This is a genomic window from Streptomyces sp. NPDC037083 (assembly GCF_055606485.1).
The window spans coordinates 583075-609899 of record NZ_JBVJSQ010000004.1 but is presented as its reverse complement, the minus strand read 5'-3'; the positions used below and the strand labels follow the sequence as shown (position 1 = coordinate 609899).

Genomic DNA, 26825 nt, shown 5'->3' with positions numbered 1-26825 from the left:
TGACAGCCCGACGCGGTCAGCTCCGCGATCTGCTGCAACGTGGCGCCGACGTCCGACGTACGGGTCGTGGTCATCGACTGCACCGACACCGGGGCCCCGCCCCCGACGGCCACCGGCCCGACATGGATCTGCCGCGACACGCGCCGCTCGGCGATCGGCCGGACCGGTACCTCGGGGACGCCCAGGGAGACGGCGGTCACCGGGTCACTCCCGGTTTCCGGAGACCGTCTCGCGCATGGCCCGCAGCGACTCCTTCAGGGAGCCCATGGTGGCCAGGACGGCGGTGGGCTCGTAGCCGCAGTGCGCCATGCAGTTGGCGCAGCGCGGGTCCTTGCCCCGGCCGTACTTGTCCCAGTCGGTCTCCTCGATCAGCTCGCGGTACGTCGGCACGTACCCGTCGCTCATCAGGTAGCAAGGGCGCTGCCAGCCGAAGAGCGAGTAGTTCGGGATCGCCCACGCGGTGCACGGGAAGTCGACCTTGCCCTCCAGGAAGTCCAGGAAGAGCGGGGAGTGGTTGAGCCGCCACTTCTTGCGGTTGCCGCCCGAGAAGGCCTTCTTGAACAGTTCCCGGGTCTGCTCCACACCGAGGAAGTGCTCCTGGTCGGGAGCCTTCTCGTAGGCGTAGGCGGGCGAGATCATCATCTCGTCGACCTTGAGGTCGTCGTTGAGGAAGTTGAGCACCTCGATGATGGTCTGGGGGGTGTCGGTGTTGAAGAAGGTCGAGTTGGTGGTCACCCGGAAGCCGCGCCCCTTGGCCTCCTTGATGGCCGCCACGGCCTCGTCGAACACGCCCTCCTTCGCCACCGACTCGTCGTGGCGCTCGCGCAGTCCGTCGATGTGCACGGCGAAGGCGAAGTAGGGCGACGGGGTGAACTTGTCCATCTTCTTGCGCAGCAGCATGGCGTTGGTGCACAGGAAGACGTACTTCTTCCTGGCGACCAACTGCCGTACGATCTCGTCGATCTGAGGGTGCATCAGGGGCTCGCCGCCCGCGATGGACACCATCGGCGCACCGGACTCCAGCACCGCGCCCACGGCCTGGGCGACCGGCATGCGCTGCTTGAGCACTCCCGCCGGATGCTGGATCTTGCCGCAGCCCTCGCACTTGAGATTGCAGGCGAAGAGCGGTTCCAGCTCGACGATGAGCGGGAACTTGTCCCGCTTGCGAAGCTTCTGTTCAGCCAGGTATGTAGCGACCTTGATGGACTGGCGCAGCGGCATGGCCATGTGGCTCACCTCCGGGGGAGCAGAACATTACGGTGCCATTCGAAAAAAGCAGGCAGGACGCAGCGAAGGACACGGAAAGCCGATATTCCACCGCGTACCGTGCCGATCCGGACGAGTTCATGTTCTGGAGCGTCCACGACCACCCGGACGGCCGCAACCGGGCGCGGCTCGGTGCGCACGGCGCTCAGCAGCGTGGCCGCCGACTCCATGTCGACCGCGATCGCGCCGGTGGCGAGCAGGTCGGCCCGCTCGTGGCCGCGTACCACGTGGTCGGAGCCGGTGAGCGGACCGGTGTGGACGGTACGCCCGGGCAGGGTGCGCACCAGCTCCTTGACGAGCAGCTCGGTGCCGACGCAGGGGACGCGGCCGCGCGGGTCGCGGGTCTCCTCGGCGACGACCAGGTCGCCGGGGTGCATGCCGGGGGCCAGCCCGGCGCAGAAGCCCGTGGCCAGTACGGCCGCCCCGGCCAGCGGCGGGTCGCCCAGGACCCGGGTGACCGAGCGTTCCGCCGCCCTGGGTCCCATGCCCGTCCTCAGGACGGTGACCGGCCCGCCGGCCCCGGCGCGGTCGCCCATGCGCAGCGCGAGGTGCTCGATGCCGAGCGCGCAGGCGATCAGCAGCGGGGCCGGGACGGGCTGCGGGCTCATCAGCTCCCCTTGGCCTCGGCGGACACCGTGTCCTCGACGGCCACCCTGATCACCGTCTTGCTGAACGGCTCTCCGTGGACGTACCGGCCGAGTGCGGTCAGCGGGAAGACCTGCCGGTAGAGGTGATAGTTGATCGAGAAGTCCCACGGGAAGCCGGTGCCGGTGAAGTACGGCTCGTCCCAGGAGCCGTCCTCCCGCTGGGTCTGCGCCAGCCACGCGATGCCCCGCTCGACGGCCAGGGAGCCCTTCTCCCCCGCCGCCAGCAGCGCCATCAGCGCCCAGGCGGTCTGCGAGGCGGTGGAAGCGCCCCGGCCGCTCCACCGGACGGCGTCCTGGTAGGAGCGCAGGTCCTCGCCCCAGCCGCCGTCGTCGTTCTGCACCCGCTCCAGCCAGGCCACCGCCCGGCGGATCGCCGGGTGCTGGGCGGGCATGCCGGCCGCGGTCAGCGCGGGAACCACCGAGCCGGTGCCGTAGACGTAGTTGACGCCCCAGCGCCCGAACCACGAGCCGTCCGGCTCCTGTTGCGCCAGCAGCCACTCGATGCCGCGCCGGGTGCGCGGGTCGTGCGAGAGGCCCTCGATCGCCAGCATCTCCACGACGTGCGCGGTGACGTCGGCGGACGGCGGGTCGATGACCTCGCCGAAGTCGCAGAAAGGCAGCCGGTTGGGGAACGGGCTGGTGTTGTCGACGTCGAACGCGCCCCACGCGCCGTTGCGGGACTGCATGCCGAGGTTCCAGCGCACCCCGCGAGCGATCGCCCGGTCCATGCGCTCCGGGTCGTGGTGCCTGACCCGGCGCAGCGCGAGGACCACCTCGGCGGTGTCGTCGATGTCGGGGTAGTTGTCGTTGTGGAACTCGAACGCCCACCCCCCCGGCGGGAGTTGGGGCCTGCGCACCGACCAGTCGCCCGGCCGGACAACCTGCTCGCCGAGCATCCAGTCGGCCGCCTTGACCAGTTGGGGGTGGTCGGCCGGCAGGCCGGCGTCGGCGAGGGCGATGGTCGCCAGGCAGGTGTCCCACACCGGAGACTGGCAGGCCTCGATCATCCGCGAGCCGTCCTCGCGCCACAGGGCGTAACGGTCCAGCGACTCCAGCCCGGCCCGCATCACCGGGTGTTCGAGGTCGTAGCCGAGCAGGTGCAGGGCGATGACCGAGTACACGGCGGGCGGCTGGATGCCTCCCCAGCAGCCGTCGTTCTCCTGGCGCTCGATGATCCAGCGGGCGGCCGAGTTCAGGGCCGCCTTGCGCAGCCTGCGCACCGCGACCGACCGGTAGCCGCGCACCACCTTGTCGAGGCGCTGGAAGAGGCCGTCCCAACTGTTCACCGGGGCCAGGGGCTTGGGCGGGTTGGGTCGTGCAGGATCGGTGTGCAGCTCGTCGAGCGGGAAGGGCGCGGGACGCACCGGGCGCTTCGCCGAGACCACGGTGAGCGGCACGATCGTCTGGCGGGCCCAGCAGCCGAAGTTGTAGATGCTCAGCGGGAACCACTTGGGGAAGAACAAGAGCTCCGGCGGGAGTTCGGGCAGGTCCTCCCACTTCCACCAGCCGAACAGGGCCAGCCAGATACGGGTGAAGACCCGGGCGGCGGCGATGCCTCCCTGGTCGCGGACCCAGGCGGAGGCCCTGGCCATGTGCGGGGCGTCGGGGGCGTCGCCGGCCAGACGCAGGGCGACGTACGCCTCGACGGTGGCGGACAGGTCGGGCGGGCCGCCGTAGAAGGTGGCCCAGGTGCCGTCCTCGCGCTGCTCGCCGCGTACGAAGAGGGCGGCGGCCCGGGTCGTCGACTCGTCGCGGATGCCCAGGAACTGACGGAGCAGCAGGTCCTCGGCGTCCATGGTGACGTTCGTCTCGAGGTCGCCCTTCCACCAGCCCTCGGCGTCCTGCCGGGCGAGCAGGTAGTCGGTGGCGCGCTGCATCGCGCGTGCGGCGGCTTCTTGTACCCCGGCCGCCGCGGGGATGGTGATGTCGGTTTCGCTGGCCGCGGCAGCCCGGGGCGGCAGGGCCCCGGGGCTTCCGTCGGTCGTCGCTGTCATGGCTTCCCCTTCGATGCAGTGTGCAGGTCGTTGCGTCTGCTGTGGGTCCGCCGTCGGCCGGTGCTCTCTCCTCGCACACCGGCCGGCGACTACGCGAGGGCTATTCGACCGATAGCGATCATCTCTTTCGTACGACGACGAAGTCGGCGAGCGCCGTGAACCGGTCCCGCACCTTCTCGGGCATGTCCACGGCGTTCAGGGCCTCGATGGCGACGGCGTGCTGACGGCGTGCCTCCCCGGCGGTCCACTCGCGGCCGCCCGCCTCCTCGATCAGGGCGGCGCGGGCGGCGAACTCCTCCTCGGAGAAGTTCTCGAAGTCGCTGCTCTTGGCGTCGGCGGCGAGGATCTCGCCGAGCCGCTCGGAGGCGGAGCCGCCCGCCGCGAGCGCGGCCACCACCGGCAGGGACTTCTTGCGCTGGCGCAGGTCGCTCCAGGTCTGCTTGCCCGTGGCCTGCGGGTCTCCCCAGATGCCGAGCAGGTCGTCGACGGCCTGGAAGGCCAGGCCCAGGTGGTAGCCGTACCTCTCCAGGTGATCGGCGGTGCGGTCGTCCGCGCCGCCGAGCACGGCGCCGATGGAGGAGGCGCACGCCAGCAGGGCGCCGGTCTTGTTGCCCTCCATCTCCAGGCACTCCTCGACGCTCACCCGGTCGCGGTGCTCGTAGGAGATGTCCTGGGCCTGACCGTCGATGAGGGCGCGGGTGGCCGTGGTCAGGCGACGGGTGGCGCGGCCGGCCTCCGCGGTGCCGAGTTCGAGGAGGATCTCGTTGGCGAGGGCGAACAGGGCGTCGCCGACCAGGATGGCCTGGGCGGGGCCGTGCACCTTCCAGACGGTGTCGCGGTGGCGGCGCTGCTCATCGCCGTCCATCAGGTCGTCGTGCAGGAGCGAGAAGTTGTGGACCAGTTCCACGGCGACCGCGCCGGGGATGCCGACCTCTCCGGGGGCCCCCGCGACCTCGGCGGAGAGCACGGCCAGAGCCGGGCGCACGGCCTTGCCGCCGTCGCCGTCGGTCGGGTTGCCCTGGGCGTCGATCCAGCCGAAGTGGTAGGCGGCGACCGTGTCCATGGGCGGCGCGAGCCGATCGACGGCCGCCCGCAGCACCGGTGTGGCCAGGGTGCGGCCACGCTCCAGGAGCGCGGACACGTCCACCGCGGTCCTCCGAGCGGCCGGCGTGGCCGGGGGCACAGTGGGCACAGATTCTCCTCTTGTCGCGTTACCGGAGGGGGTGCGGGGGTGTGCCGAGCCGTGCTGATCGAACTTCACCGGGTCCCACCTCGCAGTGGAACACCGGTTCCCTCCGGCTCCCGGCCGGGGGTCCGGGGGTTGTCCCCCGGGACGATGCAGTAGGCCGCCTCCTCGAACGCGAAGAGACGGTGGGGTCGGGGCCGGCCGAGGGCGCTCAGCGCGGCGTCCGCCGCACTCACGCCGCTGCGGACCGCACTCTCCATGGTCGCGGGCCACCCTGTGGCGGTCCACGCTCCGGCCAGGTACAGGCCGGGGACTTTGGTGCGGGCGCCGGGCCGCAGACGCCCGACGCCGGGGGTGGGGGCGAACGTCGCCGTGCGCTCCCGGGTCACGAAGAAGTCCCGCACCTCGGCGCGGCGCGCGCCCGGCAGCAGCCGCCGGAGTTCGGGCAGGTAGCGCTCGCGCAGCGCGGCGACGGGTTCGTCGATCTCGCCGTGCGCGGCCGACTGGGACAGGGCGAGGTACTGGCCCGTGCGCAGCCCGGAGGCGTGGGTGCGGTCGAAGACCCACTGCACGGGCGTGCCGAGCGCCGCGAAGAAGGGCTTGTCGAGGACCTTGCGGTCGTAGACCACATGGACGTTCAGGATGGGCGCGGTGCCGATCCGCAGCAGTCGCTCCGCGTCGTCGAGGGCCCCGTCGGGGAGCAGGTCGTACGCCTCCCGCTGGGGGACCGCGAGCACGACCGTGTCGGCGCGGAGCGTCTCGCCGGGAACCTGCACGCTCCAGCTCCCGTTCTCGTCGGCGGACAGGGAGGCGACGCGCGAACGGACCTCGACCCGTACCCCGCAGGCCTCGAGCGCCTTGCTGGCGAGCCTGTCGTGCAGTTCGCCCAGCGGTACGTGCGCCCAGCCGATGTCGGCAGCGCCCGGGTCGGAGAGCAGACCGGTCTGGAACACCATCGCGGCGAGCCCCAGCGAGCAGTCGCCCGCGACCGCGTTGAGGGTGGCGACGCCGACCAGGTCCCACAGGGCCTCGACGGCACGTGCCGACTGACCGTGCGCGCTCAGCCAACTGCCGAAGTCCTGGCTGTCCAGCGCCGGATCGGCGAGGTCGAGACCCTTGAGCGCGAGCGCGGCCCGGCCCACTTTGGCGCGTTCGGCGAGCGAGAGGTGCGGATACGCGGCGAGGCTGCGCCCCAGATGCAGGGGGACCGGCAGCGCGTCGCGCCGCAGTCTGCCGAGGCGTCGCCCCTCGGGCCTGGCGAGGTCGACGACGGGCACGTCGAGCCGCTCCTGCAGCGGCGCCAGCGCGCTGCCCCCGATGCGGTCGAGGAACCAGCGGTAGGCGGTGCAGCAGCGCAGGTAGACGTGCTGGCCGTTGTCGACGGTCAGTTCGCCGCGCCGGAAGGAGAAGGCGAGGCCGCCGAGCCGGGGCCGGCCTTCGAGCAGGGTGACGCGCACGCCCGCGTCGGCGAGCGCGAGGGCGGCGGTGACGCCGGCGAGCCCGCCTCCGACCACGACGGCGGTACGCCGCGGGGAGCCGGACGCCTGCGCGGGGTCCGCGAGCCGCTCGTCGTTCATCGTGCACCCTCCCCTGCGGGCCGGCCGTGGTGCCTGCACTCTGCACCGCAGGTCGTCGCAGTCAGGGACGCCGCGCCGCACCGGAGGGTTGCGTGCCGCTTTCCTCCGGTGACATCGCCTCGGCCCACTGTGCCGCCCGCCGCGTCCATCAGTTGTGCCTCCTGACGGCCCGCCGCGACACATGCCGGGTGTCCAGGCCCGACAGCCCGCGCACGGCGACGTAGGCCTTCTCCCGGCCGGGCAGCGAGACCCGGCCGCGCAGCACGGCCTCCGGGTCGCGCTCGATGCGGTCGAGGAGGCGGCGATAGATGCCGGCCATGGCGGCGACGCAGGCGCCGCTGCGCCGGTCGAGCAGGGGGAGCAGCCGGTACCCCTCGGCGAAAAGGGTGCGGGCCCGGCGCACCTCGAAGTGCACGAGACCCGCGAAGTCCGAGCCCTGCGGCGGCTTCGGCCCGTCGAACCCGGCCGAGCAGCCGAACTTGGCCAGGTCGTCGGCGGGCAGATAGGTCCGGCCGCCCTGCGCGTCCTCGCGGACGTCTCTGAGGATGTTCGTGAGCTGCAGCGCGAGTCCCAGGGTGTCGGCGTACTCCGGGGCACGCTCGGCGCCGCGCGCCCCCGGCTCGGTGCCGAACACGCCGAGGGAGAGCCGCCCGATGGCGCCCGCCACACAGCGGCAGTACCCCTTCAGGTCGTCCCACGTCTCGTAGGTCTCGCCGCGCACGTCCATCAGCACGCCGTCGATCAGCTCGTCCAGGCCGCCCAGCGGGACCGGGAAGGCCAGGGCGGTGTGCGCGAGGGCGACGGCGACGGGATCGGTGTCGTCCTCCTCGACCTCGCCGGCCCGGACCCGGGAGAGCAGCGCCCGGGTGTCCTCGAGCCGGGCGGTCTTGACGTCGTCGTCCAGCGCGCCGTCGCCGATGTCGTCGACACGGCGCGAGAACGCGTACAGGGCCGACATCGCGCGCCGTTTGGGCGTGGGAAGCAGCCTGATGCCGTAGGCGAAGTTACGGGCCTGCTGACCGGTGACGGCCTCGCAGTAGCTGTAGGCGGCGAGTACCGGCGCGGACACGTGCGGTGACGACTCCACGGTCCGGATCACCCCTCTCCTCGCAGGGTCACGCCCACCTCGCGCAGCAACCGCAGCTTGCCGGGCTTGGGCGGGCCGGGAAGGACGTCGTGTTCGGCGGCGGCGATCGCCCGGATCGCCGCCCTTCCCCCCGCCACGAAGCCCGCGAGCAGCAGCCTCAGCCTGCCGTGGACGCTACCCACCAGGGGGGCGCCTTCATTCAGGAGTTCGCGGGCTCGTTGCGCTTCGTACGCGACCAGTGCGCGCACCGAGGCGCCCGAGGTCTTCGCGGCGAGGTCCGCCTCCTGGACGTGAAAGCGCTTCATGTCCGCGGCGGGCAGGTAGACGCGGTCGCGGCCGAGGTCCTCGGCCACGTCCTGGAGGTGCTCGACGATCTGCAGCGCGGTGCAGATCGCGTCGGACAGACGGGTCCGCTCGGGGGTCGCGGCGCCGGTGACCGCGAGGACGAGGCGGCCGACGGGGTTGGCGGACAGTTCGCAGTAGGCGAGGAGATCGTCGTAGGTCTCGTAGCGGGTGACGAGCTGGTCCTGGCGGTTGGCCGCGATCAGGCCCAGGAAGGACTCCGGGGTCAGCGAGCGGCGGCGGACCGTCGGCTGGAGGCGGCGCAGCAGGGGGTGACGGGGCGTGCCGTCGAAGACGCGGCGCAGATCGGCCTCGAAGGCGTCCAGGAGCACGAGACGGTCGTCGGCCTCGGTGGCCGACACGCCGAGCAGGCGGGCGTCGGCGCCGCCCGGGGCGAGGTCGCCGTCGCCGATGTCGTCGACGAGCCGGGCGTAGCCGTACACCGCCATGAGGTCTTCGCGCCAGGCCTTGGGCAGGAAGAAGGGAGCCACGGGGAAGTTCTCGTGCGCGGCCTTGCCGAGCGTGGCGTGCTCAGGGTCGCCGGTGCGTGGCGCGGCGGGCGCGCTCATCGTCGTCCGCCCGGGGCCGGGACGGCGCGGCCTGCGTGGAGCTGGGGAGTTTCCGTAGCCATTGCCGTCACATCTCCCGTTCTACACTGCCGACCCGATACGCACTATTTCGGACACGCCGCCCGGCCGTCCGCGCGGCGGCCCCGACCAGGGCGCTGCGCAATATCGCCCCACTTGCCGCGTTTCGGGACCGGTCCAGCTTACGTTGTACAACGCGGTACGGACCTCGGGGGTGTCCGGCACATCACAAGAACACACCGATTGGCGTCAAGATTCCTAAGGTGGCCGGGAGTTGACGCTTCCTTTGCAGACGCGGGGCCCCGCCGGACAGTTCCGGCGAGGCCCTGGTCGAACCGCCCTACTTGCCCGTGAACTTCTCGTACGCCTTGAGGACCTCTTCGGTCGGGCCGTCCAGGCGCAGTTCGCCCCGCTCCAGCCACAGGACCCGGTCGCAGGTGTCCCGGATGGACTGGTTGCTGTGGCTGACCAGGAACACCGTGCCCGCGTGCTCGCGCAGTTCCCGCACCCGTGCCTCGGAACGCCTGCGGAACTTGGCGTCGCCGGTGGCCAGGGCCTCGTCGATCATGAGGACGTCGTGGTCCTTGGCCGCCGCGATGGAGAACCGCAGCCGGGCCTGCATGCCGGACGAGTAGGTGCGCATGGGCAGGGTGATGAAGTCGCCCTTCTCGTTGATGCCGGAGAAGTCGACGATCTCCTGGTAGCGCTCCTTGATCTGCTCGCGCGACATGCCCATGGCCAGGCCGCCGAGCGTCACGTTGCGCTCGCCGGTCAGGTCGTTCATCAGGGCCGCGTTGACGCCGAGCAGCGAGGGCTGGCCGTCGGTGTACACCTTGCCGCGCTCCGGCGGCAGCAGACCCGCGATGGCGCGCAGCAGCGTGGACTTGCCGGAGCCGTTGGAGCCGATGAGGCCGATGGCCTCGCCGCGGTGGGCGACGAAGGAGACGCCCCGCACCGCGTGCACCTTGCGCACACCGCGTTCCGTGTCGTCGGAGCCCCGCTTGAGGATCCGGCTCAGGGCCGCGGTGGCGCTGCCCCTTCCGCCCTTGGCGCCGTTGACGCGGTAGACGATGTGGACCTCGTCGGCGATGACGGTCGGGACGGGCGCCCCCGCGCGCTGCCCCGGGAGCGGCTCAACCACGGCCGTACCTCTCCTCCGCCTGCCAGAAGTACACGAAGCCGCCGACGGCGAACAGGGCCGCCCACCCGCCGGCGACCGCCCAGACGTGGTCGGGGAGGTTCTCGGCGCCGTAGCCGTCGATGAGGGCGAAGCGCATCAGGTCCATGTAGATGGCCGCCGGGTTCCACTGCAGGATGTTCGCCACCCACTGCGGCTTGTCCGCGAGGAACACCGGGATGGAGAACATCACGCCGGAGGCGTACATCCACGTCCGCATCACGAACGGCATCAGCTGCGCCAGGTCGGGGGTCTTCGCGCCGGCCCGGGCGAAGATCAGCGCCAGGCCGGTGTTGAAGCAGAACTGCAGGGCGAGCACCGGGACGATCAGCGCCCAGGACAGGTCCGGGTAGCTGCCCATGCCGATGACCACGAGGAACAGCACGAGCATCGAGTACAGCAGTTGCTGGAGCTGCTGCAGGGCGAAGGAGATGGGCAGGGAGGCGCGCGGGAAGTGCAGCGCGCGCACCAGTCCGAGGTTGCCGGAGATCGCGCGCACACCGCTCATCACCGACGTCTGCGTGAAGGTGAACACGAAGACACCCGTGACCAGGAAGGGGATGTACACGTCCTTGGGCATCCCCTTGCCGGCGCCGAGGAGCAGGCCGAAGATCATGAAGTACACGGCCGCGTTCAGCAGCGGCGTGGCCACCTGCCACAGCTGGCCGAGCTTGGCCTGGCTGTACTGGGCGGCCAGCTTCGCCCGGGAGAACGCCAGGATGAAGTGGCGGCGGCCCCAGAGCTGGCGGACGTACTCCCGCAGCGGGGGCCGGGCGCCGCTCACGGCCAGCCCGTACTTGGCGGCGAGCTGCGCCGCCGTGAGGCCCTCGTCGGGCGACGGAAGCGCGCTCACGGCGACTCCGACGTCATGCGTTGTCTCACTCACAAGTAGGAAACTTTCGTCTTCGGGATGCGCAGCCTTGACGGGGCTGGCATGAGCCGGGGGGCCCGCGGTACGGCCCGGGGTGCCCTCAGGGACGAGCTTGTCAGATCACCGGAGGCCGGCCCAGTCGGGTCAGCCGCCAAACCGTACGCCACTTCATGGGCCTGCGCGGTCCGCACGGAGTGGTCCATCCTTCCGAAAAGCCGCCGAACCAGGCCTTGAGCGCGGACCCCGAGGGGCGGCGCGCCAGCGTGAGCAGCAGCCAGACCCCGAGGTAGACCGGCACCAGGGGGGCGGGAAGGTTGCGGCGGGCCAGCCATACGCGGTTGCGCGCGACCATGCGGTGGTACACCGCGTGCCGCGAGGGCGCGGTCGTGGGGTGGTACAGCACCATGTCGGACCGGTAGTCGATCATCCAGCCCGCGTCGAGGGCCCGCCAGGCCAGGTCGGTCTCCTCGTGGGCGTAGAAGAACTCGTCCGGGAGTCCGCCGACCTCTGCGAAGACCTTCGTACGGACGGCGTTGGCGCCGCCGAGGAAGGTGGTGACCCGGGAGGAGCGCATGGGGTCGGCGGCGCGCAGCCGGGGTACGTGGCGGCGCTGGGTGACACCGGTGTCCGGGTCGGCGATCCGGAAGCTGACGATGCCCAGCTTGGGATCGGCGTCGAAGGCCCGGCGGCACAGCTCGGCCGTGTCGTGGTGGGCGAGGAGGCCGTCGTCGTCCAGGAACAGCAGGACGTCCACGTCGCGGCCGCTCGGGCCGAAGGCCTCGATGCCCACGTTGCGGCCGCCGGGGATGCCGAGGTTCTCGGGCAGCTCGATCGTCCTGACGCCCTCGGGGACGTCCGGGACGGGCGAGCCGTTGCCGACCACGACCACCTCGACGCGGTCGCCGTCCTGCTTGGCGATCGAGTCGAGCAGGGCCCGCAGCTCGTCGGGCCGGTTGCCCATGGTGATGACGACCGCGCCGACCTTCATCGCGGCGCTCACTTCAGCCTGCTCGACGCGAGGATGGACACCAGGTGCAGCACGGTCTGCACCAGCGCGATGCCGGCCAGGACGGCGACGCCGAGCCGCGTGAAGAACAGGTCGCCGCGCAGCTGGTCGACGACGGCCAGGACCAGGATCAGCAGGGACGCCTCGATGCCGAGGATCAGCCGGTGGAACTTGAGCGCGGCGGCGGCCCGGCGGGCCAGCGCCATGCCGGAGGAGCGCATCTCGGCGGCGGCCTCCTGGACCGGCGGCTTCCCGGTCTGGTGGCGGGCGACGCCGACCAGGTCGGTCTCGGCCTTGATCAGGATGGCGCCGAGCGCGGCCAGGGTGCCGAGGAAGGCCCACAGCCAGTCGATGCGGCCGCTGCCCCATGGGTCGGCGGCCCGCAGACCGAAGCCCACGAGGACGGCGGCGTCGGTGAGATACGCCCCGACCCGGTCCAGGTAGACCCCGCCGAGCGAGTACTGCTTCTTCCAGCGCGCGATCTCGCCGTCCACGCAGTCCAGCAGCAGGTACATCTGGACGCACACGACGCCGAGCACGGCGCCCGCGATCCCCGGCACCAGCAGGGCCGGGGCCGCGAGCACGCCGAAGACGGTCATCAGGTACGTGAGCTGGTTGGGCGTGACCCTGGTGTTGACCAGGTAGCGGTCCACCCGCAGGGACACCTCTCGCATGTAGAGGCGCCCCATCCAGTGCTCACCGCTGCGCCGGTCCTTCACCCCCGGAGGGTGGACGACCGGTCTGAGTTCAGCTACCGATGGCCTTGACATAGTCGGCGTAGATGTCCTTGATCTGTTCGGTCTTGAGGTCGAGGTGTTCGAGGATCGTGTAGCGGCCCGGCCGGGTCTCGGGGGCGAACTCCACGACGCGGACGAACTCGTCCGCCGTGAAGCCGATGTCCGTCGGCAGGACCGGGAGTCCGTGCCGTCGCAGCACCTGGGCCATGTAGGCCGACTCCTCGTGGGCTCCGCGCAGGTACATCGCGAAGGCCGCGCCGAGTCCGCACTGCTCGCCGTGGGCGGCGGCGCGCTTGGGGAAGAGCAGGTCGAAGGCGTGGTTGATCTCGTGGCAGGCGCCGGACGACGGGCGGGAGTCGCCCGACACCGACATGGCGATGCCGCTGAGCACCAGCGCCTCGGCCAGAACCTGGAGGAAGTCGGTGTCCGCGATGCCGCCCGGGTGCCTGAGCACCGCCTCGCCGGCCTGGCGGGCGATCGCGGCGGCGAGGCCGTCGATCTTCTCGCCCTTGACCCGGTTGGCCAGCTCCCAGTCCGCGATGGCCGAGATGTTCGACACCGCGTCGCCGATGCCGGCGCGCACGAACCGCACCGGGGCCTCGCGGATGACGTCCAGGTCGATCACGACCGCGATCGGGTTCGGGACGCCGTAGGAGCCGCGGCCCGCGTCGTTGTCGAGGGTGGCGACCGGCGAGCACAGGCCGTCGTGCGCAAGGTTCGTCGGCACGGCGACCAGGGGGAGGCCCACGCGTGCCGCGGCGAACTTGGCACAGTCGATGATCTTGCCGCCGCCGAGGCCCACGACCGCGTCGAAGTGGCCGGCCTTTATGTCGGTGGCCAGCTGCACGGCGTCGTCGAGGGTGCCGCCGCCGACCTCGTACCAGGCGGCGCCGGGCAGGGCGGGGGTGAGGCGCTCGCGCAGCCGGGCGCCCGAGCCGCCGCTGACGGCGATCGCGAGCTTGCCCGAGTGCGAGATGCGCTCGTCGGCGAGGACCCCGACCAGGTCGTCGAGGGCACCCGGGCGGATGTCCACGACGACCGGCGAGGGGATCAGCCGGGTCAGTACTGGCACGCGATCTCCCGTCCACGGGCCAGGTCGTCGTGGTTGTCGATCTCGACCCACTTGACGTCGCCGATCGGCGCCACGTCGATACGGAAGCCGCGGTTCACCAGCTCCTGGTACCCGTGCTCGTAGAACTGCTGCGGGTCGGTCTCCCACACGGCCTTGAGCGCGTCGGCCAGTTCGGGGGCGGCGTCGCCCTCGATGAGGGTGACGCCGATGTACTCGCCGGTGGCCTCGGCGGGGTCCATCAGCTTGGTGATCCTCGTCATGCCCTTCTCGGGGTCTACGACGACCTTCATCTCCTCGTCCGCGAGGGACTTCACCGTGTCGAGGGCGAGGATGATCCGCTTGCCGTCGCCGCGGGCGGCGAGCAGCGTCTTCTCGACGGAGACGGGGTGCACGGTGTCGCCGTTGGCGAGGATCACGCCGTCCTTGAGGGCGTCACGGCCGCACCACAGGGAGTAGGCGTTGTTCCACTCCTCGGCCTTGTCGTTGTCGATGAGGGTGAGCTTGAGGCCGTACTTGGCCTCCAGCGCCGCCCTGCGCTCGTACACGGCCTCCTTGCGGTAGCCGACGATGACCGCGACCTCGGTCAGACCGATCTCGGCGAAGTTGCCGAGCGTCAGGTCCAGGACCGTGGGCTCGCCCTCTATGCCCGCGGGCCCCACCGGCACCAGCGCCTTGGGCAGGCTGTCGGTGTAGGGGCGCAGACGCCGTCCGGCGCCGGCCGCCAGCACGAGGCCGATCATGCGGGTTCTCCTTCATCGTGTACGGCGGGAGCCCCTGCGGACACCCAGAAGCGGATGCTCTCGACGAGCACCACCAGAGCGACGGCCACGGCGAGCACCGTGAGCGCGACCTCGAACTGCGAAGCGGTGAGCAGCGCGGCCAGCACGGCCACGAGCAGCGTCCGCCCTTCCTGCCCCCCGACGGCGCGCACCAGCCAGGCCGGCGGCGCTCCGGCGTTGCCGCGGATGCGGTACACCGTGTCGTAGTGATGGTAGGCGACTGCGGCCACCAGGCCGAAAGCCGCGGGAAGCGCTGCTCCCCCATCGGTCTTGGCCGCCAGGATCAGGACGGTGCCGTACTCGGCGGCCCGGAAGAACGGCGGGATCAGCCAGTCGAGGGCGCCCTTGAGGGGGTGGGCGACGGCTTCGGCGGACAGCAGGACGTAGGCCCCCGCCATCAGGACGACCCACCAGCTCGGTCCCCACAGCCAGGCCCCGAGCGTCACCATGACGGCGCCGGCGGCGGCGCTGAGGGGCGCCGTGGGGCGGGGCCTGCCGGGGAGGAGGCGGACCAGCGTCTCGGTCAGCGGCCCGCTGTCGGCGAGGTCCGCGAGCGCCTGGGCCGCCCGGTCGGTGCGCCGGGCCTTGCGGGTCAGCGAGCGCAGCACCCGCCCGGCCGTGGTGTAGGTCGCCGCGAAGGCGCAGCCGACGAGCAGCGCGTAGAAGGTGACGCGGGGAGTCGTCAGGGCCGTCAGGACGGCGATCATGGCCCATCGTTCGCCGATGGGCAGGACTATCATCCGCCGCACCCAGACGGTCCAGCCGACGCTGTCGAGCTTGTCGGAGAGGGCGGCGGTGGGGCTGGTGTTGGCGGTGGCGTCGTGGTTGGCCTCGTTGAAGGAGAAGTCCACGACGTGCCGGCAGGTCTGCAGGATCATGGCGCCCAGCGCGAGGGCCCAGACGTCGTCGCCGCCGCGGGCCGCTCCGAGCGCGAGTCCGGCGTAGTAGGCGTACTCCTTGGCCCGGTCGAAGGTGGCGTCGAGCCAGGCGCCGAGCGTGGAGTACTGCAGGGAGTAGCGGGCGAGCTGGCCGTCGGTGCAGTCCAGCACGAAGGACGCGATCAGCAGGACGCCGGCGGCGACGAATCCGGCGCGGGTGCCGGTGGCCGCGCAGCCGGCCGCGATCAGCGCGGTGATCAGCGAGGCGGTGGTGACCTGATTCGGGGTGAGGCCGCGGCGGGCGCACCAGCGGGCGATGTAGCGCGAGTACGGGCTGATGAAGTACGTCGTGAAGAAGCCGTCGCGGGCCTTGACGGCCGACTTCAGGCGGACGGCCTCGTCGTCGACGGCGGCGACGGCCTGTCGTGCCTCGTTGCGGGCCTGCGGGTCGGCGGGGACCTCGGCGACGAGGCTGCCCAGCTCGGGGCGGTGCACGTCGACGCCGTCCGCGTCGAGGGCGCCGACCACACGGTCGGCGAGGCTGTCGACGTCGCCCGCGCTCGGCTTCACCCGCGCGGGGGCGCCCCCGTGGGCGGCGCCCGCGGACGCGGAGTTCTCCCGGGCCATCGCTCGGGTCAGGGCCTGGCGGCCGGCCGCCTGCGCGGTCACCGCGCCCGGGATCGCGGCGAGCGGGAAGCGAGGGTCGGTGAGGCCGAGGCGCAGCGCGTGCTCGTGACCCACGAAGCGGGCGTCCACGAGGGCGACGCGCTGGTCACCGGGGACGGCGGCGAGGAGGGTCTCGGCGTCACCGGCGTCGGAGGCGGTCCGGACGTCGAAGCCGAGGGACCGCAGATCTGCCTCGATCGACGATCCGGGGACCGGCGAGCCGGTGAGGATGGCGGTCGACAACCGAACTCACTCCCTGGGTCCGGCGCGTTCACGCCGGTCATGTACACAATGGGGGTCGCCCCCTGGCTGCACCGGCGACTTCACCGGTGGCTGCACCAGGCGGGGGGCATGTCGGCAGAGGCTATCGGATGCCGACGAAGCCGTGTTCACCGCCCGTTCAGGCCCGATCGACGCGGTCCGGCAGCCCGGCTCGTACGTGATGTGAACCGGCCTTTGCCGAGATCATCATCGGTGATCGGCGGCCCGGCCGACAAACCGTGGCGTGCAGAGCCGACATCCGGGACATTGCCCACCGCGCCGGGGTCCGCACATGTCGGCATAGGGTCTCTAGCATGACGTGGCTGATCACCGGCGGAGCCGGATACATAGGGGCGCATGTGGCACGGGCCATGACCGTGGCCGGGGAGCGCGTCGTCGTGCTGGACGACCTGTCGACGGGCTCCGCCGCGCGGCTCGGGTCGGACGTGGCGCTCGTGAAGGGGTCGGCGCTGGACGCCGGACTGGTCGAGCGGGTCCTCGCCGAGCACTCGGTGACGGGCGTGGTGCACCTGGCCGCGCACAAGCAGGTCGGCGAGTCCGTGGCGCGGCCCACCCGCTACTACCGGGACAACGTCGGCGGTCTGGCCGTCCTGCTCGACGCGGTCGCCGCGGCCGGGATCCGGCGGTTCCTGTTCTCGTCCTCCGCGGCCGTCTACGGCAACCCGGACGTGGACCTCATCACAGAGGACACCCCGTGCGCGCCGGTGAACCCCTACGGCGAGACCAAGCTCGCCGGGGAGTGGCTGGTGCGGGCCGCGGGCCAGGCGCACGGCATCGCGACGACCTGCCTGCGCTACTTCAACGTGGCCGGGGCCATGGCGCCCGAGCTGGCCGACACCGGGGTGTTCAACATCGTCCCGATGGTCTTCGACCGGCTCACCCGGGACGAGGCCCCGCGGATCTTCGGCGCCGACTACCCCACGCCGGACGGCACCTGTGTGCGCGACTACATCCATGTCGCCGATCTGGCCGAGGCGCATCTCGCGGCGGCCCGGCGGCTGTCCGCGCCGGACGCGGCGGGCGATCTGACGGTGAACATCGGCCGGGGCGAGGGCGTGTCCGTGCGCGAACTCGTCACGCTCATCGGCGAGGTCACCGGCGACACCCGGCCGGCGGTGGTGGAGGGGCGCAGGCCCGGGGACGCGCCGCGCGCGGTGGCCTCGGCCGGGCTGGCGGCCCGCGAGCTCGGGTGGACGGCCCGGCGGGGAGTGCGCGAGATGGTCGACTCGGCCTGGCGGGGCTGGCGGCTGCACCACGGCTGAACTCCGGGTGAGGGTGCCCTGACCTGCGATTCGTTTACGCAGGTCAGGGCACATGACAACGGTGTTCAGTGCCGCGTTGCCGGATACCCCCCACCCGTAGTTCACTGTGATCGCGGGCGGAACACACGAGCACGGCGACGGATCACAGAGGGGCTGCTTCCATGGGGGCTGGGCACGACCACGGCCACACCCACGCGCAGGTGCCGACCACCGGCACGGCCGCGGCGGCGTACCGCGGCCGGCTGACGGTCGCGCTGGCGATCACGCTCGGCGTCATGGTGGTCGAGATCGTCGGCGGACTGCTGGCGGACTCCCTCGCGTTGATCGCGGACGCGGCGCACATGGCGACGGACGCGCTGGGCCTGGGCATGGCCCTGCTCGCCATCCACTTCGCCAACCGGCCGCCGAGCGAGAACCGCACCTTCGGACTGGCCCGCGCCGAGATCCTCGCCGCCCTCGCCAACTGTCTGCTGCTGCTCGGAGTGGGCGGCTACGTCCTGTACGAGGCGGTCCAGCGGTTCTTCACGCCCGCCGCCACCGAGGGCGGGCTGATGATCTGGTTCGGCGCGATCGGCCTGGTCGCGAACATGATCTCGCTCACGCTGCTGATGCGCGGCCAGGCGGAGAGCCTGAACGTACGCGGGGCGTTCCTGGAGGTGGCCGCGGACGCGCTGGGCTCGGTGGCGGTGCTGATCTCGGCCGTGGTGATCCTGACCACGGGCTGGCAGGCGGCCGACCCGATCGCCTCGCTCGTCATCGGCCTGATGATCGTGCCGCGGACGGTGAAGCTGCTGCGTGAGACGCTCGACGTGCTGCTGGAGTCGGCCCCCAAGGGCGTCGACATGGCGGAGGTGCGGTCCCACATGCTCGCCCTGGACGGGGTGGAGGACGTCCACGATCTGCACGCCTGGACGATCACGTCCGGCATGCCGGTGCTGTCGGCGCACGTGGTGGTGCGCTCGGACGCGCTCGACGCCATCGGCCACGAGAAGATGCTGCACGAGCTCCAGGGCTGTCTGGGCCACCACTTCGACGTGGAGCACTGCACCTTCCAGCTGGAGCCCAGCGGTCACGCGGAGCACGAGGCGCGGCTCTGCCACTGAGGGCTCGGTCGCCGAGGGCTCCGCGCCGAGGGCTCCGGCACCGGGGCAGCGTCCCCCGGCACTCCGTCGCCGGGCGTGCGCATGTCGACCGGTGGCCTATCCGCACAGGCGTTCAGGACGGTTCCCCGCCCGCCGCGCCGGGCAAGATCACCCACCGGGTCCCCGCCGGGCGCGGGACATGCGCGCATTCGCGCGAAGTGCCGGGAGTGCCGGACGCGTACGGCAGACTGGGGACGCGAGGACCGATGCTAAGGATGGGTATGCCGATCACACCTGCCACCGCGACACACAGCTCGTCGAACGGCACCGCGGACGCGATCTTGCTGGAGCTGGTCGACGAGAACGGCGTCACGATCGGCACGGCCGAGAAGCTCGCCGCCCACCAGCCGCCGGGGCAGCTGCACCGCGCGTTCTCGGTGTTCCTCTTCGACGAGCGGGGAAGGCTGCTCCTGCAGCAGCGGGCCCTGGGCAAGTACCACTCCCCCGGTGTGTGGTCGAACACCTGCTGCGGCCACCCCTACCCCGGCGAGGCTCCGTTCGCCGCGGCGGCCCGGCGCACGTTCGAGGAGCTGGGCGTCTCCCCCTCGCTGCTCGCCGAGGCGGGCACGGTCCGCTACAACCACCCCGACCCGGACTCGGGCCTGGTGGAGCAGGAGTACAACCACCTCTTCGTCGGGCTGGTGCAGGCGCCGCTGCGGCCGGACGGGCAGGAGGTCGGCGACACGGCCTACGTGACGCCCGTCGAGCTGGCCGAGCGGCACGCGAAGGACACGTTCTCCTCGTGGTTCATGACCGTGCTGGACGCGGCGCGGCCGGCGGTCAGGGAGCTGACGGGCCCCTCCGCGGGCTGGTGACGTTCAGGACAGGCGTAAGGGTTTGAGCGGCAGGGCGGCCCAGATCACCTTGCCGCCGTTCGCCGTGTGCTCGACGTCGCACACCCCGTCCGCCTCCCTGGTGATCTCGCGTACCAGCAACAGCCCTCGGCCGCCCGTGCGGCCGTGGTCGGCCTCCAGGGCGGTCGGGCGGTAGGGGTGGCTGTCCTCCACGGCGACCCGCACCCACTCGGCTCCCACCGCGATCTCCACCGCGAGCGTCGGCGACAGCACGGCCGCGTGCCGGACGGCGTTGGTCACCAGCTCCGAGACGATCAGCAACAGCCCCTGGGCCAGGTCGTCCGAGATCGGCACGCCCTGGCGGTGGAGCAGGTCCCGTACGGCGTGCCTGGCCTGCGGGACCGAGGCGTCCACGGAGGGCGCGGTGAACCGCCAGACGCCTTCGTAGGGCAGCGGCCGCGGCGCGGCTTCCGCAAGGGATTCGGGAGGTGTGCCCGGTGCGCCCGCTGGGCGTGGGTCGGGCCCGCGCCCGTGATCGTCCATCGTCCGGTCGCCGCCCTCGCGCTCGATTGTCACCACACGTCGAGTGTTGGTAACCAGACCCTCCCCTCCTGATGACTGAACAGAAGTCAGCAGTTAATGAGCGTTTCCGATCGCGCGAGGAGGAGCCGGTCGACTGCAGGGCCGTTTCTGTCGTGTCTGCGCCGCCTTCGCGCATTCTTCGGGTTGTACGGGTTCGAGGGCGTCACTCCTCCCTTTTGATCCCTTTGCCGTCGGCGCCGTCCCTCTCCGCGCCGACCGCCTCGATCACGCGGGCCGGCGGGTGGTTAGCATCCGGGCATGGAGCCCGAACTGCTGCACGGCGTCACCGACGCGGTCGCCACCGTCGTCCTGCACCATCCGGCGAAGCGCAACGCCATGACGGCCGCGATGTGGGCCGCGCTGCCCCCCTTGCTGGACACCCTGGCCGCCGACCCCGGCGTGCGGGCGCTGGTGCTCACCGGCGCGGGGGGCACCTTCTGCGCGGGCGCGGACATCTCCACGCTGCAGGGGTCTCCGGAGGAAGCGCAGGCCCTGGCGGTGCGCGCCGAGGAGGCCCTGGCGGCGTTCCCCAAGCCGACGCTGGCGGCGGTCCGGGGACACTGCGTGGGCGGCGGCGCCCAGCTCGCCGCGGCGTGCGACCTGCGGTTCGCCGAGGAGGGGGCGCTGTTCGGGGTGACGCCGGCGAAGCTCGGCATCGTGTACCCGTCCTCCGCGACCCGGCGGCTGGTGTCGCTGGTGGGCCCGGCCACCGCCAAGTATCTGCTGTTCTCCGGCGAGTTGATCGGCACCGAGCGGGCGCTGCGCACCGGGCTGGTCGACGAGGTCCTGCCCGCCGACGAACTCGACGAGCGGGTCGGGGAGTTCACCCGTGTGCTGGTGTCCCGCTCGCAGCTGACGCAGGCCGCCGCCAAGGAGTTCGTGAACGGGCGCACGGACCGGGACGCCCACTGGAGCGCGCAGGCGCGCGGCAACGGCGACACCGCGGAGGGCGTCACCGCGTTCCTGGAGCGCAGGGAACCGCGCTTCGCCTGGTCCACGTCGGGCTGAGACGGCCGTGCGCCCGCAGCCGCTCCGGGAGCCGCGCGGGCGCCCGCGCCCTCTCCCCCTCCACGTCCCGGCCGTGGATTTCCGGCATGGACGGCTGTGGTCGAGGTACCCGACGATCACGGTCCTCCCGGGCCGGACGAGGAAAGGGGAATCTTGTGTTCCGTGCGATCGCAGACGTGCTGCGGCAGATAGGCGGCGCCGTCGCCACCGTCGTGACGCTGCCCTTCCGGGCGCTGGCCCGACTCTTCGGCGGGGCCTCGGGCTCCACCAGGAGCCGCAGGGCCTGATGACCGCGCCCTGATCCCCGAGTGTCGGTGTCACCTGCCACAATTGCCGCGCAACCTCAGTGGAGAAGGCGGTACGGGATCGTGACGACACCCGGGTCCATCGAAGTAGGGTCCATCGAAGGCAGGATCGCCGAAGAACTCGGCGTACGGGAACGGCAGGTCAAGGCCGCCGTGGAGCTGCTCGACGGCGGCTCGACGGTTCCCTTCATCGCCCGCTACCGCAAGGAAGCGACCGAGATGCTCGACGATGCGCAGCTGCGCACGCTCGAGGAGCGGCTTCGCTACCTGCGGGAACTGGAGGAGCGGCGGGCGGCGATCCTGGAGTCGGTGCGCGAGCAGGGCAAGCTCACCGACGCGCTGGAGGCGCAGATCCGGGGCGCCGAGACCAAGGCGCGCCTGGAGGACGTCTACCTGCCGTACAAGCCCAAGCGGCGCACCAAGGCGCAGATCGCGCGCGAGGCGGGGCTCGCACCGCTCGCGGAGGGGCTGCTCGGGGACCCTTCGGTGGACCCGCTCGCGGCGGCCGCCGCGTTCGTCGACGCCGACAAGGGCGTCGCCGATCCGCAGGCCGCGCTGGACGGCGCCCGGGCGATCCTGACCGAGCGGTTCTCGGAGGACGCCGACCTGATCGGCGAGCTGCGCGAGCGCATGTGGGCGCGCGGCCGGCTCGCCGCCAAGGTACGCGACGGCAAGGAGGAGGCGGGCGCGAAGTTCGCCGACTACTTCGACTTCGCCGAGCCGTTCACCGCGCTGCCCTCGCACCGCGTGCTGGCGATGCTGCGCGGCGAGAAGGAGGAGGTCCTCGACCTCGTTCTGGAGCCGGAGGAGCCCTCCGAGGCGTCCGGCCCGTCCTCGTACGAGGGCATCGTGGCCGGCCGGTTCGGCATCGCCGACCGCGGCCGGCCGGGCGACAAGTGGCTGACGGACACGGTCCGCTGGGCGTGGCGCACCCGCATCCTCGTGCACCTCGGCATCGACCTGCGGCTGCGGCTGCGGACGGCCGCCGAGGACGAGGCCGTGAACGTCTTCGCCGCCAACCTGCGCGACCTGCTGCTCGCCGCCCCGGCGGGCACACGCGCGACGCTGGGCCTGGACCCCGGCTTCCGTACGGGCGTGAAGGTCGCCGTGGTCGACGCGACCGGCAAGGTCGTCGCGACCGACGTCATCCACCCGCACGTCCCGGCCAACAGGTGGGACGAGGCGATCGCCAAGCTGGCGCGGCTGGCGAAGGAGCACGCGGTCGAGCTGGTCGCCATCGGCAACGGCACGGCGTCGCGCGAGACCGACAAGCTCGCCGGCGAGCTCATCACCCGGCATCCGGAGCTGCAGCTCACCAAGGTGATGGTGTCCGAGGCGGGCGCCTCCGTGTACTCGGCCTCCGCGTTCGCCTCGCAGGAGCTGCCGGACATGGACGTCTCGCTGCGCGGCGCCGTCTCCATCGCGCGCCGGCTGCAGGACCCGCTCGCCGAGCTGGTGAAGATCGACCCGAAGTCGATCGGCGTCGGCCAGTACCAGCACGACCTGTCCGAGGTGAAGCTGTCGCGTTCGCTGGACGCGGTGGTGGAGGACTGCGTGAACGGCGTGGGCGTGGACGTCAACACGGCCTCGGCGCCGCTGCTCGCCCGGGTCTCGGGCATCACGTCCGGGCTCGCCGAGAACATCGTGGCGCACCGGGACGCCAACGGGCCGTTCACGTCCCGTACGGAGCTGAAGAAGGTGCCGCGGCTCGGCCCCAAGGCCTACGAGCAGTGCGCGGGCTTCCTGCGGATCCGCGGCGGCTCCGACCCGCTGGACGCCTCCAGTGTGCACCCGGAGGCCTACCCGGTGGTCCGGCGCATGGTGAAGACCTCCGGTCAGGAGGTGGCCTCGCTGGTCGGCAACACGTCGGTGCTGCGCTCGCTGCGGCCGACGGACTTCGTGGACGAGACGTTCGGTCTGCCGACCGTGACCGACATCCTCAAGGAGCTGGAGAAGCCCGGGCGCGACCCTCGGCCCGCCTTCAAGACGGCCACCTTCAAGGAGGGCGTGGAGAAGATCTCCGACCTGGCTCCCGGGATGGTCCTGGAGGGCGTCGTCACGAACGTGGCGGCCTTCGGGGCGTTCATCGACGTCGGCGTCCACCAGGACGGTCTGGCGCACGTCTCCGCGCTGTCGAAGACGTTCGTCAAGGACCCGCGGGACGTCGTGAAGCCCGGTGACATCGTCAAGGTGAAGGTCCTCGACGTCGACATCCCGCGCAAGCGGATCTCCCTGACGCTCCGCCTGGACGACGAGGCGGCCCCGCAGGGCGGCCAGGGCCAGGGCCAGTCCTCCGGCGGGGGGCGCCCTCAGCGGGGCGGCGGGCGTCCGCCGCAGCAGCGGCAGCAGCAGGGCGGCCAGCGCGGCGGCGGAGGCTCCCGTCAGGCTCCCCCGCCCGCCAACAGCGCGATGGCCGACGCCCTGCGCCGAGCGGGCCTGGCCGACCCGAAGCAGGGCAGGCGCTGAGCCCCCGCGATCCCGGAGACGGGTACTGACGCAGCGGTGCAGCGGGGTCCTGCCCGCCCTCTCCGGGCGGCCAGGGCCCCGCCCCGTTCCGGACGTCAAGCGCTCGTGGCTCCTCCAGGCCGGCGGCGTGCTCGTGGCTCCTCCAGGCCGGCGGCGCGCTCGTGGCTCCTCCGGGTCGCCGGCGCGCTCATGACTCCTCCGGGGCGGGGCGCTCGTAGCTCCTCCACGCCGGCGGGCACACATCGCCCCTCCAGGCCGACGGGGGCACGCGTCGCTGCCTCAGGCCGGTGGGACCTCCTGGCCGCCGCCTCCCGGGCTGTGGGGTCAGGCCCCCCTTCCAGGGCTGCGGCCTGACCGCCCTCTCCCCGCTGGGGCCTGGTAGCCCCCTCCCGGCGGGATGGGGCCTGGTAGCCCCCTCCCGGCGGGATCCTGGCCCCCTCCGGGGCGGACCAGGCAGGTGCCCGGGGCGGGTGGGCCACCGTCGGCATCCGACCGTCGGCGGGCCCCGGCAGGCCCTCGGCGCGCGGCCGCCCGCGGAGCCGGCCCCGCCGGCCCCCCGGCGCGGGACCCCGGCGAGCGGACCCGGCCGGCCCCCTGGTGCGGGGCCCCCGGCGGGTGGGTCGGGTGAAATCCCGTTGCCGGGGATCATCGGATCAGCAGAATTGACCCGTGACCGGACGTGATCCCAAGGCCGACCTGCTGACCTATCTCCAGGACGCGCGTGACGTGCTGCTGTGGAAGCTCGACGGGCTGTCCGAGTACGACGTGCGGCGGCCCGTGACACCCACCGGAACGAATCTCCTGGGGCTGGTCAAGCACCTGGCCGGCGCCGAGGCCTTCTACTTCGGGGCGGCCTTCGGCCGGCCCTTCGCCGGAGCACCGCTGTGGATCACGGGCGACGCCGAGCCGAACGCGGATCTGTGGGCGCGGGCCGACGAGACGCGCGAGGAGATCACCGGGCTGTACCGGCGGGCCCGCGCGCACGCGAACGACACGATCAGGGCACTGCCGCTCGACGCGGTCGGACGGCTCCCCGGCGACGCGGGCGTCGAGCTCACGCTGCACCACAGCCTCGCCCACATGATCGCCGAGACGCAGCGGCACGCCGGGCACGCCGACATCGTCCGGGAGCTGATCGACGGGGCGACCGGGCAGCGGCCGGGCGGCGCCAACACGGCGCCCGGTGACGCCGATTGGTGGGCGAAGCATCGGGAGAGGGTCGAGCGGGCGGCCCGCCGGGCGGGCGGACTCGCGTAGCGGCTACCGCTCCGTCACCTTGCCGTCCGCGACCTCCAGCCGACGCGTGACATGGACGGCGTCCAGCATCCGCCGGTCGTGGGTGACCAGCAGCAGCGTGCCCTCGTAGGCGTCGAGGGCGGACTCCAGCTGTTCGATGGCCGGGAGGTCGAGGTGGTTCGTCGGCTCGTCGAGGACGAGAAGGTTGACGCCCCGGCCCTGGAGCAGCGCGAGGGCGGCGCGGGTGCGTTCGCCGGGTGACAGCGTGGCCGCCGGACGCACGACGTGCTCCGACTTCAGACCGAACTTGGCCAGCAGAGTGCGCACTTCGACCGGCTCGGTGTCCGGGACGGCCGCGCGGAACGCGTCCAGCAGCGACTCCGATCCGTGGAACAGCTGCCGCGCCTGGTCGACCTCGCCGACCAGGACACCCGAGCCGAGCGCGGCCCGTCCGGCGTCCAGCGGGATCCGGCCGAGCAGCGCGCCGAGCAGCGTCGACTTGCCCGCGCCGTTCGCGCCGGTGACCGCGACCCGGTCGGCCCAGTCGATCTGCAGGGACACCGGTCCGAAGGTGAAGCCGCCGCGCCGCACCTCGGCGTCCCGCAGGGTGGCGACCACCGCGCCGGAGCGCGGGGCGGCCGCGATCTCCATGCGCAGCTCCCACTCCTTGCGCGGCTCCTCGACGACCTCCAGGCGCTCGATCATGCGCTGGGTCTGCCGGGCCTTCGCGGCCTGCTTCTCGCTGGCCTCGCTGCGGAACTTGCGGCCGATCTTGTCGTTGTCGTTGCCCGCCTTGCGGCGCGCGTTCTTGACGCCCTTGTCCATCCAGGAGCGCTGTGTCTGCGCCCGGTCCTGGAGGGCGGCCTTCTTGTCGGCGTACTCCTCGAAGTCGTCGCGAGCGTGCCGACGGGCCACGTCCCGCTCCTCCAGGTAGGCGTCGTAGCCGCCGCCGTAGAGGTTGATCTGCTGCTGGGCGAGGTCGAGTTCGAGGACCTTGGTGACCGTGCGGGTCAGGAACTCGCGGTCGTGGCTGACGACGACCGTACCGGCGCGCAGGCCCTTCACGAAGCGTTCGAGGCGTTCCAGGCCGTCCAGGTCGAGGTCGTTGGTCGGCTCGTCGAGCAGAAAGACGTCGTAGCGGGACAGCAGGAGGGAGGCGAGCCCCGCGCGGGCGGCCTGGCCGCCGGACAGGGAGGTCATCTGCTGGTCGAGGTCCACCCCGAGCCCCAGCGAGTCGGCGATCTCCTCGGCGCGCTCGTCGAGGTCGGCACCGCCGAGGTCGAGCCAGCGCTCCAGGCTCGTCGCGTAGGCGTCGTCCGCGCCGGGCGCGCCGTCGACGAGAGCCTGGGTGGCCTCGTCCATCGTGCGCTGCGCCTCGGCGACACCGGTACGGCGGGCCAGGAACTCCCGCACGCTCTCCCCCGGGCGCCTCTCAGGTTCCTGGGGAAGGTGGCCGACGGTCGCGGTCGGCGGGGAGAGCCTGAGATCTCCCCGCTCCGGCGCGGTGAGCCCGGCGAGCAGCTTCAGCAGGGTGGACTTGCCCGCGCCGTTGGCTCCGACCAGCCCGATCACGTCCCCGGGGGCGACGACGAGGTCGAGCCCGGAGAAGAGGGAGCGGTCGCCGTGCCCGGCGGCGAGGTTCTTGGCGACGAGGGTGGCAGTCATCAGACGGTAGATCCTAGTGGGCGTGCGGAGCCCGGGTCGCCAGGGCCGGGCAGTGGGGGTCCGGCCCGGTCGCCGCGGCCGGTCGGCCGGCCGGCCGGCCGGCCGGCGGCACGCTGCCCGGTGGCCCACCGCTGCGGGCACGGCGACCGGGCGGGGTGGCGGTGGCCTGGGGACGCGCGGAGGGGGCGGCCGCGCCCGCCGCCCCCTCCTG

General features: G+C 72.2%; 25 protein-coding genes. 7 read left to right on the top strand and 18 right to left on the bottom strand.

The window, feature by feature from the left end; all coding sequences use genetic code 11:
* The 16 genes from ACZ7DE_RS14785 to ACZ7DE_RS14710 form a co-directional block, all read right to left on the bottom strand.
* A partial coding sequence (locus ACZ7DE_RS14785; protein ID WP_470761061.1) for a flavodoxin-dependent (E)-4-hydroxy-3-methylbut-2-enyl-diphosphate synthase occupies positions 1-200 on the bottom strand: 200 nt, incomplete at its 3' end.
* A gap of 4 nt (positions 201-204) precedes the next feature.
* Positions 205-1227: an adenosyl-hopene transferase HpnH gene (gene hpnH, locus ACZ7DE_RS14780; protein ID WP_470761059.1), complete on the bottom strand. Its 1023-nt coding sequence runs from the start codon at positions 1225-1227 to the stop codon at positions 205-207.
* Positions 1228-1232: 5 nt separating this feature from the next.
* Entirely contained in the window at positions 1233-1874 is a 642-nt protein-coding gene (locus tag ACZ7DE_RS14775) for a phosphorylase family protein (protein ID WP_470761056.1), read from the bottom strand.
* Positions 1874-3907, bottom strand: coding sequence for a squalene--hopene cyclase (gene shc, locus ACZ7DE_RS14770; protein WP_470761053.1), 2034 nt, complete (start codon positions 3905-3907; stop codon positions 1874-1876). Before shc ends, ACZ7DE_RS14775 begins: the two co-directional genes overlap by 1 nt.
* Positions 3908-4025: 118 nt before the next feature.
* The gene (locus ACZ7DE_RS14765) at positions 4026-5090 is read right to left on the bottom strand and encodes a polyprenyl synthetase family protein (RefSeq protein WP_470761115.1); all 1065 of its coding nucleotides are present in this window, start codon (positions 5088-5090) and stop codon (positions 4026-4028) included.
* A 74-nt stretch (positions 5091-5164) separates the two neighbouring features.
* A complete protein-coding gene (hpnE, locus tag ACZ7DE_RS14760) occupies positions 5165-6670 on the bottom strand; it encodes a hydroxysqualene dehydroxylase HpnE (RefSeq protein WP_470761051.1) in 1506 nt (501 codons plus the stop codon).
* The gene (locus tag ACZ7DE_RS14755) at positions 6667-6819 is read right to left on the bottom strand and encodes a DUF6380 family protein (RefSeq protein ID WP_470761048.1); all 153 of its coding nucleotides are present in this window, start codon (positions 6817-6819) and stop codon (positions 6667-6669) included. Before ACZ7DE_RS14755 ends, hpnE begins: the two co-directional genes overlap by 4 nt.
* Positions 6819-7769 (bottom strand): presqualene diphosphate synthase HpnD, encoded by a 951-nt coding sequence (gene hpnD, locus ACZ7DE_RS14750; protein WP_470761046.1) that lies wholly within the window; start codon positions 7767-7769, stop codon positions 6819-6821. The genes ACZ7DE_RS14755 and hpnD overlap by 1 nt, the downstream gene beginning before the upstream one ends.
* Positions 7766-8668 carry a squalene synthase HpnC gene (gene hpnC, locus ACZ7DE_RS14745; RefSeq protein ID WP_470761044.1) on the bottom strand — a complete coding sequence of 301 codons (903 nt, stop codon included), beginning with the start codon at positions 8666-8668 and terminating at the stop codon, positions 7766-7768. Before hpnC ends, hpnD begins: the two co-directional genes overlap by 4 nt.
* A gap of 358 nt (positions 8669-9026) precedes the next feature.
* Complete coding sequence (locus tag ACZ7DE_RS14740) at positions 9027-9827, bottom strand: ABC transporter ATP-binding protein (RefSeq protein ID WP_470761042.1); 801 nt, start codon at positions 9825-9827, stop codon at positions 9027-9029.
* Positions 9820-10749, bottom strand: coding sequence for an ABC transporter permease (locus ACZ7DE_RS14735; protein WP_470761038.1), 930 nt, complete (start codon positions 10747-10749; stop codon positions 9820-9822). The genes ACZ7DE_RS14740 and ACZ7DE_RS14735 overlap by 8 nt, the downstream gene beginning before the upstream one ends.
* A gap of 100 nt (positions 10750-10849) precedes the next feature.
* Positions 10850-11722 (bottom strand): glycosyltransferase family 2 protein, encoded by an 873-nt coding sequence (locus tag ACZ7DE_RS14730; RefSeq protein ID WP_470761113.1) that lies wholly within the window; start codon positions 11720-11722, stop codon positions 10850-10852.
* A gap of 8 nt (positions 11723-11730) precedes the next feature.
* On the bottom strand, positions 11731-12510 hold the full coding sequence (locus ACZ7DE_RS14725) for a CDP-alcohol phosphatidyltransferase family protein (RefSeq protein ID WP_470761036.1): 780 nt from the start codon (positions 12508-12510) through the stop codon (positions 11731-11733).
* Positions 12488-13549 (bottom strand): iron-containing alcohol dehydrogenase family protein, encoded by a 1062-nt coding sequence (locus ACZ7DE_RS14720; RefSeq protein WP_470761034.1) that lies wholly within the window; start codon positions 13547-13549, stop codon positions 12488-12490. The genes ACZ7DE_RS14725 and ACZ7DE_RS14720 overlap by 23 nt, the downstream gene beginning before the upstream one ends.
* Positions 13537-14289: a phosphocholine cytidylyltransferase family protein gene (locus tag ACZ7DE_RS14715; RefSeq protein WP_470761030.1), complete on the bottom strand. Its 753-nt coding sequence runs from the start codon at positions 14287-14289 to the stop codon at positions 13537-13539. The genes ACZ7DE_RS14720 and ACZ7DE_RS14715 overlap by 13 nt, the downstream gene beginning before the upstream one ends.
* Positions 14286-16115 carry a DUF5941 domain-containing protein gene (locus ACZ7DE_RS14710; RefSeq protein ID WP_470761028.1) on the bottom strand — a complete coding sequence of 610 codons (1830 nt, stop codon included), beginning with the start codon at positions 16113-16115 and terminating at the stop codon, positions 14286-14288. The genes ACZ7DE_RS14715 and ACZ7DE_RS14710 overlap by 4 nt, the downstream gene beginning before the upstream one ends.
* Before the next feature lie 332 nt (positions 16116-16447).
* Between ACZ7DE_RS14710 and galE the strand changes: the two genes are divergently transcribed.
* From galE to idi, 3 genes are all read left to right on the top strand, one after another.
* Positions 16448-17416 carry a UDP-glucose 4-epimerase GalE gene (galE, locus tag ACZ7DE_RS14705; RefSeq protein ID WP_470761026.1) on the top strand — a complete coding sequence of 323 codons (969 nt, stop codon included), beginning with the start codon at positions 16448-16450 and terminating at the stop codon, positions 17414-17416.
* Between the two features lie 161 nt (positions 17417-17577).
* The gene (locus ACZ7DE_RS14700; protein WP_470761024.1) at positions 17578-18519 is read left to right on the top strand and encodes a cation diffusion facilitator family transporter; all 942 of its coding nucleotides are present in this window, start codon (positions 17578-17580) and stop codon (positions 18517-18519) included.
* 260 nt (positions 18520-18779) lie between these two features.
* The gene (gene idi, locus ACZ7DE_RS14695) at positions 18780-19373 is read left to right on the top strand and encodes an isopentenyl-diphosphate Delta-isomerase (RefSeq protein ID WP_470761022.1); all 594 of its coding nucleotides are present in this window, start codon (positions 18780-18782) and stop codon (positions 19371-19373) included.
* Positions 19374-19376: 3 nt separating this feature from the next.
* Here the strand turns inward: idi and ACZ7DE_RS14690 are convergent, their stop codons facing one another.
* Positions 19377-19895 carry an ATP-binding protein gene (locus tag ACZ7DE_RS14690; protein ID WP_470761111.1) on the bottom strand — a complete coding sequence of 173 codons (519 nt, stop codon included), beginning with the start codon at positions 19893-19895 and terminating at the stop codon, positions 19377-19379.
* Positions 19896-20192: 297 nt separating this feature from the next.
* Here ACZ7DE_RS14690 and ACZ7DE_RS14685 point away from each other — a divergent pair, with 297 nt between their 5' ends.
* The 4 genes from ACZ7DE_RS14685 (at position 20193) to ACZ7DE_RS14670 (ending at position 24970) form a co-directional block, all read left to right on the top strand.
* Complete coding sequence (locus ACZ7DE_RS14685) at positions 20193-20942, top strand: enoyl-CoA hydratase/isomerase family protein (RefSeq protein WP_470761020.1); 750 nt, start codon at positions 20193-20195, stop codon at positions 20940-20942.
* Positions 20943-21097: 155 nt separating this feature from the next.
* The gene (locus tag ACZ7DE_RS14680) at positions 21098-21229 is read left to right on the top strand and encodes an LPFR motif small protein (protein ID WP_020129452.1); all 132 of its coding nucleotides are present in this window, start codon (positions 21098-21100) and stop codon (positions 21227-21229) included.
* A gap of 81 nt (positions 21230-21310) precedes the next feature.
* A complete protein-coding gene (locus ACZ7DE_RS14675) occupies positions 21311-23713 on the top strand; it encodes a Tex family protein (protein ID WP_470761017.1) in 2403 nt (800 codons plus the stop codon).
* A gap of 669 nt (positions 23714-24382) precedes the next feature.
* Complete coding sequence (locus tag ACZ7DE_RS14670) at positions 24383-24970, top strand: DinB family protein (protein WP_470761014.1); 588 nt, start codon at positions 24383-24385, stop codon at positions 24968-24970.
* A gap of 3 nt (positions 24971-24973) precedes the next feature.
* Here ACZ7DE_RS14670 and ACZ7DE_RS14665 read toward each other — a convergent pair whose 3' ends face one another.
* Positions 24974-26614 (bottom strand): ABC-F family ATP-binding cassette domain-containing protein, encoded by a 1641-nt coding sequence (locus tag ACZ7DE_RS14665; protein WP_470761012.1) that lies wholly within the window; start codon positions 26612-26614, stop codon positions 24974-24976.
* Positions 26615-26825: the final 211 nt, after the last annotated feature.